Raw genomic sequence first — 13,337 nt, 5'->3', positions numbered from 1 at the left:
TCAACTGATCCTTTCAATCAAATAAGGCATAGCAAGACGATATACTAACCAACCAAAAATTAATCCAAATAAAGAGATGATGCTGACAATCACAAAACTCCCCAATTGTGATAGCGAGCCTATAGTGATCATCTCTCGTGCTGTCACTAGCAAAGGTGTTACAGGATTAAGTTTCACTATCCAAAATTGTATACCGCTAGTAGGAATAGGGTAAGCAACTGGAGTTAAGAAGAACCAAGCTAAGGTGATTACTTCCATAGCTCTAGATACATCTTGAATTAAATTATTGACAGGAACTAGTAACAAACCTATAGCTATTCCTAATACAATCAAGGCAATAATCGCAATCGGAGCCAAAATAATCGTCCAACTAACAGAAATTTGAAATACAATAAACAAGGCAACAACAAAAATTAACTTAATTGCCAAGTTAAATAGTATTTGACCCAATTGAGTTAAGATTATTGCCTCATGAGGAAACTTGACTTGAGCCAGTAGTGGGCGTGAAGTATCAACAGCTGTCTGTGGACTATTCAATGCTTCTAGAAAAGTTTGCCACAAAACAGTACCCAACATCACATAAGCTGGATAAGGGATATCTGTTTCACCTACATTTACTAATCCAGCATTACTGGCAAATGTGAATCCTGCGGCTGTAAGAGCAGGCGGTAAGATAGCCCAAGTTATCCCTAAAAAAGACCGCCTGTATTGTCCTCTAATATCCCTAACTAGCAAGCGCCATGCCAACTCACGTGAAGCTAGTAAATCGCGGTACATTTCTTTGAATAGCTGTAGAGGATGAAGAATCCTGCTTTCAGGGGTATATATTATCTCTTCTTGTCTATCTTTTTTTTCAAAATTCATTCCGACTATGTTTTCTCAATCCTCTTTGAATTTTAGCAAACCCTAGTTTATGTCAAATGGGGCACTAAGCCAAGAAAAATTTCCGTAAAATTGTCAAGTTTCAATTACTCCGAAAATCCAAAATCTTATTTTAGCTGATATCTACAAGTAGGGAACGCTTAACAGGGAATAGGGAACAGGGTTGAAAGTCTTTTGTTATGTGACTTTGTTGTGAAAACTTGTATTTTATGACTTGCAATCTGCTGTTTGCGTTTAATCGCGTTCTCAAAACCTATCTAAGCTTTAGCTAAAACGAAGTAAAAATCCTTGTGGTTGGGCGTGTGTCGGATGTTAAACCAGGAATAACTTAAATTTTCAACTGCATAGGCTAGTAATTCTGCCATGTTGCAATTAGTGTAAAAATGAACATGTATAGAACGCCTTGCTTCATAATATATTTTGGGGTCTTGGCCAGGAGCGCGATATTTTGCCCATCGAGTGTAGTGTTTTAAATTAGGTTCCATTTTACATTCTTGATATTCTTGTAAAATATCACTCAAAGGGCAGGGACGATAAACATAGTCTTTACACCCAGCAACATCAGGAATAATTGCCAAGATTAATCCTCCTGTTTTTAATTTGTTATACCAATATTGAAGATGTCCTAGAGGATTTGCTAAATGCTCAAAAACATGGCTGGAAAAAATAAAATCTAGGCTTTCATCTGGTACAGGTAAAGAATGGGCTTCACCAATTTGATAGTGTGACCAAAGTTTAGTATTAACATTGTATTTACCTGTATTATTGTAAAGAGTATTCCAGGCTTCGGGAGAAGATTGTTCTACATAGGTAATATCAATCTTGGCACTTGGAAGTACTTGAGGGTTAGTTCCAGGGCCGATTTCCACACCATGACCTTGGCAAAGTGATAGAAGTTCAGAACGCTCTAAAACTTTGTGAACAATAAAGAAGACACTACCTGTTACAGATTGTGGAAAGAATAAACGACCTGTAACAAATTGTGGAAGTCGGATGACTAGATTACATTCATAGTTAATACGTTCTTTTAAAGAGAATGGAAAACGAATTGAAGTTGGTGTTGAGCTAAGATAAACTTTTTCTACAGCTATTTGTGAGCCATTGTGATCTTGAAGCTGTACTTCTAAATACTTTCCTTCAACTTGCTTGTCTAGGGCTTTGACTAGCCAGCCTGTGATTTCTGTACGATCGCAAAATGGATACCATTGCAAAACATTCTTGATCTGAATCTGCGGTGTATCCGACGGTGAGATGTCAAAACCACGATACAGAGTACCGTCAATTTTTCTTTTTGCTGCTTTGACTTTATCAGATAAAACTAGATTGCGATCGCCCCGTTTAGACATGTCGACAAGGTTCATGGTAGATGCTTCCAAAATCTAATGAGAAAAAGCTGCTAAAACCTTGGGGTTTGCAGCCAGAGTATTTCCAAGTTCCCTAGAATAAGTTATTGCCCCATTCACGCTTAGATGACGATGATCGCTATAATCAATTAACTGATCATAACGATCCATAATTCCTAAATCAATAAACACAATATTTCGTTGCTTTGCCCAGTCGCTCATCAACTGACTATTACTTTGATAGTCCTCTCGCCTATTTTTAGCATCAATCATCAAAGGATTTGTTGGCAGAGCAAAAAATACAGGTAATATTTTCTGATCTAGGAAATAATTAGCCCAGCGATCAAAAAAACCATCTGGCTTGAGTAGATTTGACCAAGCTTGATCTGGCATCGGCTGGAATAATTGCGGTTGAGTTTTTTTATCTGCTAGAAAATGCTGATAATCCACCTGTACATCATCTTGATTGTCTCTAGCTGGTTTGTGAGCGTGAAATCCATTAGGATATTGTTTGACATTATTACTAATGACACCAATCAAATCTGTAGGGCGATCGTAACCTAAAAGTAATGTTCGCACAGCTTGACGATATCTAAAAATTGGGCTGACTCTTTCTAAGGGTTTAACTAAAGATTGTTTCCAGTCTTGAGAATTACAAAAGCCATCTAAATTATAGTCTTTAGCAAAAGCTGATTTTAAAACTGCTCTTTGAAGAATTCCATCGCAAGGAAATCCATCATTAAAGCTACTGGGTAAGATTTGCTTTTCTTCAAATAAATTGACCCCAATTAATGCAACATGTAACTGTGGCAACCGTTTGGGTAAGCTAAGAAAAGGTAATATAGATAGATAAAAGGTTTCGTTAAACCCATCAAAGCCTAAATTAAATCCAGAAGCCTTGACGCCTTTAGCAGTTAAAGCTTGTTCAATTTGTGAAGGGTCGATTCCCCATTTCACTTCTGAACTACCCAAAGCAATAAACTGCCAATCATTTCTGTCCTCAAAATATTTTATTTGAGGATCCATATTTTGACTATTTGTGTATGATACATAGTCAAATAGATGTTGTTTCACCCAAAATTCGCAACCAATTAAAGGCAAAATTAAAAATAGACAAACTATCAACCAAGAATGTATGAATAATTTTTTCATGCCATTCTTCCTACTTTCTGGCAATAATCAGAGGACGATACAATGCCTCATCCCACCCAAATAAGTGAGGTGTAATTAGTTTGGAGATGACTTTAAATCCAACAGCTAACAATGCATCAATGAGAGATTTTTCTTTTGCCCAAAAGGAAAATGTATTATCTAGAGAAGCCCGAACTTTGCGATATTTTTCTTCTTCACTAGCGTTGTCTTTATGTTCGCGAAATAAATATCCTTGATACCCACTGTCTGTTTTCACTGGGCCATTCAGCCGAAATCGCTCTATTGATTCTGGAGTACTAACGTGAGTATAAATAAACAATGTGTCTTCAGTTAAACTGGCTAATGTTTTGAGCATTCCCTCAAAATCACTCTGTCCTAAGTGATGCAAAATTCCAGAAAACAAGACAAATTCAAAAGTCCCAACTTCTGAAGGGTTAATTTTGCGAACATCTCCTTGTTGAAAAGAAACATTCTCTACTCCCAATACATTAGCGGCAAATTTTGCCCGTTCCACATATAATTGCCGACCTTCAATTCCTAGTACATTAGCACCAGCTTGAGCCATTGTAATCGAATGTACACCCTCAGCTGAAGCCAGATCTAGTAATCTTAAATTCTTGATACTACCTCGACGGCTGTGCAATGGTACTACATCTTTAAGCAAATTACCAAGCTTGCCTAAACCAACGGCTTTTTTATAGAATTTTTCTTCTTGAGGTAAAACGGTTTCAATACCATGTCCAAAATTAAAGTAATGCGCCCAAGGTATATTTGGCTCTAGTTGCTCAAGACCTGTACGGATTTCTTCAGGATTCATAATCCTAGATTGCATAGCTATCTATGTCTCCTTAATTCACGACTTGTATTTAAAATTCAAAGTAGATAAATTGTAAACTCTCTCCTGATGACATCACAATAGAGAGAATAAATAACCACCCAGCTATTACAAATCGCCAACTGACTCTGATTTTTTCTGTATGCATGGCTTCCATAAGTTTGTTTAGGGGAATATGTATCACAACAAAAGCGAGTAAAAGAATAAAAAAACTTCGGGGTGGTGATGTTGTTGGTAGAAAAATAGCTGGAGTTACCAATGTGTTTAAAATAGCAAGGGCGTCTGTAAGAGTGTTAGCCCGGAAAAAAATCCAAGTTATAAAAACAAAGCTCATAGTTATTAACCATCCCACAGGAGGCCAAATAAAGTTGATAGTCCGTCCTAATATGGTCTTTTGAATATTTGGAAATAAATAGGAGCAAAATCTTTCGATTACTAAAAAAAGGCCATGTAACAATCCCCAAATTATAAAGTTGAAACTAGCTCCATGCCAAAGTCCACATAGTCCCATTGTGATAATCAGATTGCTTGCTGTTTGTAATTGTCCTTTTCTTGACCCTCCTAAAGGAATATAAAGATAGTCTCTAATCCAATTAGAGAGTGTGATGTGCCAACGTCGCCAAAATTCTCTTAAACTTGTGGAAATGTAAGGAAGGTTAAAGTTAATCGGAATATCAATACCAAACAATTGAGCTGAGCCAACTGCCATCGTAGAGTATCCCCAAAAGTCACAAAAAATTTGCACTCCAAAACCTATGCTTGCCCACAAGGTAGGTTTTCCTACAAACCCATCAGTAGAATTGAAAACGGAATTAACAAAAGGCGCTAACCCATCAGCGAAACAAACTTTGAGAAATAATCCAGATGTTAACAAAACTAAACCACCAATAAATTGATGCAAATTGAAAGGTAACTTTTGGTGAAATTGGGGTATTAGTTGATTCGTTCGGCAAATAGGCCCAGCAATTAAGTGAGGAAAGAAAGCTAAGAATAATGTAAATAAGCGAATGTCTTTCTCAGAGGTGGTTTTATTGAGTTTGATATCTGCTAAATAAGAAATAAGTTCAAAAACAATAAAAGAAATACCTAGAGGCAGCCTGATATCTATGGGGGAAAAAGTAAAGTCTAATCCTACAATGTCAAGACTATTTTTAAATATATCTAAGATAAAATTTGTGTACTTAAAGATGCATAATATTACTACAAGAAAAGATACGCTCAAAAATAGCGATCGCCTTTTTTCTTGAGCAATTCTTAAACCAAATATATAAGTAAATATTGCTAAAGTTAAAAATAATATTAAGTAAGGAGGAAACCAATAAGCGTAAAAAATTATACTTGCAACTAATAAAGTATTTTGTCGCCAAAAAATTGACGGTGATAACCAATAAAGTAATAAACTAATTGCTAGTAATATTAAAAACTCCAGAGAGTTAAAAAGCATAATCAACTAAAAAACTCAATAATTAAGCTTTAGTTTATCATCAGGTTAACATTTTTAATCACTGTCATTATTTGTTTTTCTAATACTTCCATACTAAATTCTTGAGAACATCTTGCTTTCGCATTTGTCAATAATGATTTTCTCAAATCTGGATTCTTAATTAGTAATCTTAGCTTACTATACCAATCATCAGATTCAGCAAGAATGATTTGTTGCTCATCAGTAAATTGATTGTATACACCCACGTTACTAGCAATAGTGGGAATTTCGCAGCTGGTGTATTCGATAAATTTAGTTGGGGCTTTACAGTTGTTGAATTCAGTATTTTGTAAAGGTGCTAATCCTATATTCCATCTGAGGTTGTAGAGAGTTTGTAGAAATTGCTCGTAATTGACATTGACCTTGTGGGATATAATTCTCTCACCAAAACTTTTGAGTTCGTCTGGCATGGCGATCGTGCCAAAAGTTTCAAATTTAATGTGAGGATAATCTGCTAAAATTTGAGCGATCGCAGGAGTAATCATTTTCAAGTCTTCCTGATGACCCTTAGAACCCATATACCCAATAGTCAAGGTGTCTGTTTCTTGAAACTTCGAGTCAAGCTGAGTTTTAGAAATTAAAAAATCTAGATAAGGGGCATAAATTCCATAGTAAACTTTTTGCTGAGGAAAGCGGTTCGCCAGAGTTTTTCCCAAATAGGGAGTTGAGGCATAAATTAAATCTACATTCTTGAGTAAATATTCTCTTTGGTGGATAACTTCTTGGCTTCCATGTTGTTTTTGGATACCCTTGCCAAGCGACAAAGGTATATTCAGTAAATCATCATCTATATGGTAAATAGTAGGAATCTTTTTTTCTTGACATTTTTGCTGAAAAATCTTGCCAAAAGGAAGACCATAACGGCTAAAAATGACTATGTGAGGCTGGATTTTAGTTAGTATATTGCTAATTAATTCTTCAGGATTTTGATTATCTTGCTCTAAATATTTAGTTATTGTTGGACTAGAAATTACAAAAAAATTCAATTCATCTTTTTGATGTAGTAGTTGCAGTACATAATGAAAGCTCAAGTAATAGGTTGCATTGATGTTTTCTACAAAAATGAGTATATTGCGTTTTGATTTATCACTATTAAATGAAAAATCATAACTAATTTCACTACGATGATTGATTTTGCGGATTAAAGACATGAAATTATTTAATATACTCATTTATGGAATCGCCTAGTTTCAGAATTTCTATTTCACGCAGAGTCGCAGAGGCGCAGAGAGTTATAAGAGGCTTTATTAAGCTATTTCTTCCCTACTCCCCACTCTTTATTCTCTGAAGACACCAGTCACCTAGTTTCTCTAATCCTTGTCTTAAACTAACTTTTGGTTGCCAGCTTAGCAGTGTTTTTGCTTGATTGATATCTGCAACTGCATGACGAATATCACCGACACGAAAATTACCTGTTATTTTGTAAGTATTTTCCGGTTTATTGTAAATACTGAGTAGAGTTTTTGCCGCTTCTAAAATTGTTGTAGGTTTACCGCTACCTATATTGATTGTCGTTCCATGCGGTAAAGGTATCTGATACGATAATTCTATTGCTGTAACTACATCATCAATAAATACAAAATCGCGAACGATGTCGCCGTCTTCATAAATATTCAAAATTTGGTTATCAAGAATTTGACTAGAAAATATAGATAGCACCCCTGTATAAGGATTAGTTAAAGATTGACCTGGCCCATAAACATTTTGAAAGCGTAAAATTGTCGCTTGCCAAGATGCATTTACACCAGCTTGGGTAACTAAATATTCCTGCATTAATTTAGTAGAGGCATAAATAGAAGCTGGTGCAGCTGGTGTCTCTTCAGTTGCAGGTATTGCTGTCAATTGATTTCCTTGAGGCGAAGTAGGAATAAATTGACCGGCTTGCATTGCTTCAATATTTCTTGCGGGTGGAACAATTATTTGCCCATTTTCACGATCTCGATAAGGGCCTTCACCATAAATTGCTCGTGATGATGGTAAAACTAAACGTGCAAGATTAGGGGCATTTTTCCTAATTGATTCTAGTAAGATAGAAGTCCCTAAAACATTTACCTCACAATAGCGACTAATCTCATCCATCGATTGCCCAGTACCTGTTTCTGCTGCCATATGCACAATCACGTCAGGCTGTGCTTGATGAATAATTTCCTCAACGGTTTTGCGGTCACGAATATCACCATGAATAAAATTGATATTCGCTGGGAAGATTGGATGTTGAGCGTTATTACCATGAACTTGAGGGCTAAGATTATCTAATACCCAAATTTGAGCTTCTAAATCTTTTGCCAGTCGCAAGGCTAATTTAGCTCCTATAAATCCTGCTCCACCGGTAATCAAAAAGCGTTTATAATTTTTTTGGCTCATGATTTTTATTTAATTGACTTTATTTAATGCTTCATATTCTTTTACAGCTTTTTCTCTAATTTTTTTGATTTTATAAACTTCTTGATGTGGTTTAAATCCGCTTTTCTTATCTAGTAGTTCGTTAGATTCTTGAAAGTAAGATTGTAGAAATTTAGGAATAAGTTTTTTGTATTTTAACTCTCTAATTAAAGAAGGGCGAAAATGACCTAAATCTATTTCTTGGATAATTTCTTGCCAAGTTATTGAGCCATTTTGCAACATAAGTTTCAACTCATTAAACCAAAGATAGCCATATTGATTTTGGCAAGATACCCAAGGCTGAGTAGCCATGTCTGTATAATGAATTAAACAAGTTTGTTGCTCGTAATGCTCTAAACTATTCCATTTAAAAGGGATACCATATTTGATGTCGCTATTTTCGTTTAAGATACATAATTCATACATGAGTTGTTCATAATCATATTTTTCTTGATCTAGTTCATCGATAATATTTTCAATTTTCCAGTCAAGGCGATCGCAATCTAAAAGCATCACAGAACACTGCTTAATTCTCTTGGTGGGTGCGCCTACTTTCTGATTAGTTTTTTGAAATTCGATAGGAATATCTTCTTGAATAACTACCTTAGCTTCATCAAAGGGAATATTCCACAGTGATGCTATATCTTGAAAAACCAGCATATCAGCATCCAAATAAAGAGCTTTACCTGTATATCCTGCTAATTCTGGTATGCAAAAGCGACTAAAGGAAAATCCGGTTCTCTGCCAATTTCGCGGATCTTGAGGTTTCTTAACAGGTAAATCCAACATTGGGTATACTTCGACATTAAGTTTCGTGCATCGCTTAATCGAATGTTCAAGAACTTTAACTGCTAAAAGTTGGCTTCTATCAGCACCGACATAGACTCTAACTTGTTCACTCATTGAGCGTTAATCCTAAATTATTAACAGTTTTATTGACATTTATGCCACTTTCTTCTTAGAAAAGATATCTACTGTGATTAAATCAATTATCCGCTCAACCGCATTCCCGGAAATCATTTGTTTGCTGATAAACTCATTAATTTGATTTTGGATGATCATCCTACCTTTTAGGTTTTGTAATTGTTTTACAAAGCTAGTCCAATCTTCCAACTTATTAATAATGGGGATAGGAGTATAATTTGCCAGTTCAAGTCCATAGCCTACCACACTAACTGCACATCCAGCACGAGCGGCATCAACTACTACTGTTGAGGGTGTAGTAATTACAGCATCGGCATTTTTGATGATTGCTGGTGCTGTAAATGGTTCCCATAAGGGATTTGTCGGATCGGCAATTATCAGATTATCTGCACAAGGTAAATAACCTTGATAGCGACTAGTTAACCATTTTCCCGCATGATGTGGCTTCACTAAAAAAGTGGTATCGGGAAACTGGATAGCAGTTTGTTCCAGATGATTTAAAAAATTCTGTCTGTAGTTTTCGTTATAACGATGCCAATGTAAATTCTCGAATACAGCAACTAAATATTGACGTTTTCCTGGTATTTCAATCTCAGCAGTCACAGGACTAATTTCTTTAAGGCATCCCACTGGCACACAGCGCAACTTAGTTTCTGAGGGTACTTGTGCTAATAGTAAGCTGGTGTCGCCCCAAGTCAGAATTTTTTGAGATGCAAAGCGGATAGATTCTAAGCTATGAATTTCGTCTGAGTAAGTTAAGCCAATATTTTCAAAGCCGTGCTGTAAGGTATAAGTATGTATTTGTGATTTATTCGCCCTTTGAACCAGAGTATAAGCCGCTTTATGAGGGGATGCTGTACTTTCAGCAGCAGTGATTAATGCACGAACACCAAATAGATTTGGTTCTATTCCTGCCAAAACTCCCAAGCGGGAAACTTTGGAATATTTGATACCTAGTTTGTTTAGGGCAAAACTAACGCGTGGTGATTCTTCTAATACTTTATCAAGTACGCAGACTTGTGTTGTCAAGTCATCTCTATCTTTTAAACCTGCCAACAAAGGCAAAACTAAATCCAAATCTTGCATTAAATGGATAAACACTAGCACTGTTGGCTTGCGGTTCCAAAAGCGTTTAAAGTTAATCACACCACGTTCCTAGTAACTTGATTGATCACATTTGCCCACTGAGCAGCGATCGCCTCACCGCTATAATTATGCTTTATAATCGATTGTGCTGTTTCTATGTGGCTATTGACTAGTTGGCGATCGCTCAGATAACTCCTTAAACCCTCTTCCCAATCGTCACATATTATACAATCTTGGAGAACTTCTAGTGCTGGTGTTTTTGTAGCTACAACAGGCACTCCCAAAGACAGAGACATAACTGTACGGTTTGCAGACTTGCAAATACTAAAGGGAGTTTTAGAATTAGGAACTATTGTGACATCACTTTGAGCTATATACTCATAAATCTGGAATGGATTCCAGTTTATATACTGCGTGGGAAAAGGTAATGGAAGTATATGCTGGCAATACTTTTCATAACTATTACTCACAACAAATAAGGTGAAGTTAATCTCCTGGCTCAGTTTGATTAAATGCTCAGCTATATCTAATATATTGAGCATCCCAAAGTTACCATACCTAGCTCCATGATGACCAAACCAGATAATTCTTTTAGAATTTTCTGGTACTACAAGATTTTGGCTTAACCCCGAATGCTCTAATATAGAGTGAGATTTACTAATTAGTTGCTGATTTTTCTCTTGATTGGCTACAAAAACTGCAACTGGTAAATGTGCATTATCTAATTCAGTTTGGTTGATGACTGTTACATCATCATTTACATCGATTCGCAGCAAGTATTTAACCAATCTGCTGAATTTGGCTCTTACTTTAGATATCTTTTTACGCCAATGATGAATAGCTAAATATTTTTTTTGCCATACATTCGATTTTTTAGATAAAGCATTAAACTTGGCATGTAAAAGAAATTTTATATACAACAACACTGATGTTGGTCTATAAGCAGCTAACTTTAACCAACGTTGCCATTTAATAAAAGTAATAGCTCGCTGGACATCTTCTAGCGTTTCATTACCATCTGGAATGATGAATATTGGTATGGAGTTTCCTATCTCTGCTTCTATAACATTCTTTAACGCCATTCCTGTTGTGACTATCGCTGAAGCTATCTTGGACATTTCCTTAAATATTTCCGCAGGACTAATGTCCATTTTTGGCGTCGTATACTCTTCTATCAATATGTTGTCACAAAGATCTAAAATTATTGGTATGCCTGCTTTTTGTGCTTGCTTTGCCAACTGCAAATCGCTAGATTGAAAGCTTTTGACAAAAATAATTACATCTGATTTATCTTGAAATTGGATGACATCACTTAGAGAGTAAATACAAGATTTATACCCCAACGATTCCAGATAGTGCAATGGTATTAAACATCGATACCTCAAACTCGCTACATTTATATTTATCGAACTGGATTTCCAAATTAACATGTTTTTTGCTGGATAATAAACAGATTTATACCACAGTTATAACTTTGGTATAAACTAATTCAAAATACAAACATCAGTATTAATATTCGGTATTGATAAACACGAGTTACACTGCATTATAAACGCACAAGCACATCTCATATCAGGATCAATTGAAGACTTATCAGCAGGATTGACACTTGAGCGCAAAGACGCGGAGAGTTTTAAACAATAAGGATTATTTGAACTTAATATTACATCTGCAAGACCAGTGGATTTATTAATTAGTTCTGAGATTTTATCACCCAACAGGAGATATTATCTGCTACCTTGATACTTTCAAATGGAGCAGAATAACATTTAAAACCCATGTAGGTCAATCAGTAATTAAAGTTTTAAATCAAGAATGTAAGGGTAATAACCAAAACCCATATACCCTAACTCAACAAGCATTTTTTGCTCAACTCAAATTATCTGGATCAATTCCCTGAGAGCGTAAATATTCTGCAAGTCGCTCAGCCCGTTGGCGCTCTTGTTCAGCCCGTTGGCGCTCTTGTTCAGCCCGTTGATGTTCTTGTTCAGCCCGTCGGTGTTCTTGTTCAGCCCGTTGATGTTCTTGTTCAGCCCGTTCTACCGATGTCGGCATCCAACCCGATGCATCATACCAACGCAACCACAAACCTATTGTTTGCTGATAAGTGCCTTGCCAAACACCTAATCCTAGTTCCAATTCTTCTAACCAGAAGCGGTTTTCTGGTAAAGGTATTGCTTCGTAGCGAGTACCATTGAGTCGAAACGCACGTAAATAATTGTCGTAGCGGTCATAAACAACGTAGTAAGGAATCCGCAAAATGCGCTCATAAACTTCCCATTTAGTAGGAGGTTGGTTTATTTCCCGCAGCGTTTTACCTAAATCTTCTTGTTCTGTGCCTGGTGAGAGTAATTCAACTACCAGAAAAGGATAAACTCCCTCTTGCCAGATGACATAACTTAGGCGTAAGTTTTGCTGTTGGCTGGCACTGGTTACTCCTAAAACCATGTACCAATCAGGGCGCTTGTACCATAAAGTATGACGGGGGTCATAATAAAGGTTTAAGTCGCTAGCAAGTAAAATTTCCTCAGATGGATAATTAGGAGGCTGACAAGTTTCACTAAGTAAATTCGCTTGAATGCAATGGAATTCATCTGGCAACCCTGATTCCCCTACTAACTCACTGGGTAAATCATACATGGTAGGCATGGTTTCCTGTGGGGGACGGGGTGGATCTGTTTGGTACATGACTGCTACCTTAAATAATTCGTAATTCATAATGACTCTCGAGGACTCGCTACCGCTTCGCTAACGCTAACGTAATTCGTAATGACGCGACGCTCCTGTGTCGCTCTAAGCGAAGCTATGCCGTAGGCTTTACGCTAACGCTATCGCGGACTCGCTACCGCTGCGAAGCGCGTAATTAAGTTTTGTAATGGGGATTTAGCGCAAAGTCACTCTTTGGGTTTCCTCCGAGATGACGGCAGTTGTTCATGGGGGAAACCACGCCACTTGCCTCAATCCGGGAAACCCGTCCAACGCAGTGGCTCCCCAAGATCACACTGCCTCAACTTTGTAAGACAGACCCCAACACAAAACTTGCAGGTTATAGAACTGGGGGACTTCAACCCACGGAACTAGTTAACTCTTAACAAGTGAGTTTTTGTCTAGCTTAAATTGTCAGGGTCAATTCCTAAGGATCGCAGATGTTCCGCTAAAAGTTGCGATCGCCGCTGTTCTTTTTCCAGCCTTGATTGTGCTTGAGACGCTTCTTGCTGTGCTTGAGACGCTTCTTGCTGTGCTTGAGACG

At 36.8% G+C, this 13,337-nt stretch carries 11 protein-coding genes; all 11 read right to left on the bottom strand.

From position 1 onward, the window contains the following. Entirely contained in the window at positions 1-864 is an 864-nt protein-coding gene (locus AC5JMF_RS29420; RefSeq protein WP_495799242.1) for an ABC transporter permease, read from the bottom strand. Between the two features lie 275 nt (positions 865-1,139). Continuing rightward, positions 1,140-2,243, bottom strand: coding sequence for a methyltransferase domain-containing protein (locus tag AC5JMF_RS29415; protein WP_495799241.1), 1,104 nt, complete (start codon positions 2,241-2,243; stop codon positions 1,140-1,142). A gap of 18 nt (positions 2,244-2,261) precedes the next feature. Further along, complete coding sequence (locus AC5JMF_RS29410; RefSeq protein ID WP_495799240.1) at positions 2,262-3,377, bottom strand: hypothetical protein; 1,116 nt, start codon at positions 3,375-3,377, stop codon at positions 2,262-2,264. A 10-nt stretch (positions 3,378-3,387) separates the two neighbouring features. Next, positions 3,388-4,209 carry a class I SAM-dependent methyltransferase gene (locus tag AC5JMF_RS29405; protein ID WP_495799239.1) on the bottom strand — a complete coding sequence of 274 codons (822 nt, stop codon included), beginning with the start codon at positions 4,207-4,209 and terminating at the stop codon, positions 3,388-3,390. Between the two features lie 34 nt (positions 4,210-4,243). Then, entirely contained in the window at positions 4,244-5,656 is a 1,413-nt protein-coding gene (locus AC5JMF_RS29400; RefSeq protein WP_495799238.1) for an MBOAT family O-acyltransferase, read from the bottom strand. Between the two features lie 29 nt (positions 5,657-5,685). After that, positions 5,686-6,846: a glycosyltransferase family protein gene (locus AC5JMF_RS29395; protein ID WP_495799237.1), complete on the bottom strand. Its 1,161-nt coding sequence runs from the start codon at positions 6,844-6,846 to the stop codon at positions 5,686-5,688. Positions 6,847-6,958: 112 nt separating this feature from the next. Next, positions 6,959-8,059, bottom strand: coding sequence for an NAD-dependent epimerase/dehydratase family protein (locus AC5JMF_RS29390; RefSeq protein ID WP_495799236.1), 1,101 nt, complete (start codon positions 8,057-8,059; stop codon positions 6,959-6,961). A 9-nt stretch (positions 8,060-8,068) separates the two neighbouring features. Continuing rightward, the gene (locus AC5JMF_RS29385) at positions 8,069-8,980 is read right to left on the bottom strand and encodes a glycosyltransferase family 8 protein (protein ID WP_495799235.1); all 912 of its coding nucleotides are present in this window, start codon (positions 8,978-8,980) and stop codon (positions 8,069-8,071) included. 39 nt (positions 8,981-9,019) lie between these two features. Then, positions 9,020-10,147, bottom strand: a complete 1,128-nt coding sequence (locus AC5JMF_RS29380) for a hypothetical protein (RefSeq protein ID WP_495799234.1) — start codon at positions 10,145-10,147, stop codon at positions 9,020-9,022. Then, positions 10,144-11,448 carry a hypothetical protein gene (locus AC5JMF_RS29375; RefSeq protein WP_495799233.1) on the bottom strand — a complete coding sequence of 435 codons (1,305 nt, stop codon included), beginning with the start codon at positions 11,446-11,448 and terminating at the stop codon, positions 10,144-10,146. Before AC5JMF_RS29375 ends, AC5JMF_RS29380 begins: the two co-directional genes overlap by 4 nt. Before the next feature lie 508 nt (positions 11,449-11,956). Beyond that, positions 11,957-12,775: a Uma2 family endonuclease gene (locus AC5JMF_RS29370; protein ID WP_495799232.1), complete on the bottom strand. Its 819-nt coding sequence runs from the start codon at positions 12,773-12,775 to the stop codon at positions 11,957-11,959. Positions 12,776-13,337: the final 562 nt, after the last annotated feature.

It is taken from the genome of Desmonostoc vinosum, assembly GCF_059505385.1.
Note: the sequence above shows the minus strand (reverse complement) of the source record. Positions and strands in the feature narration are given on the sequence as shown.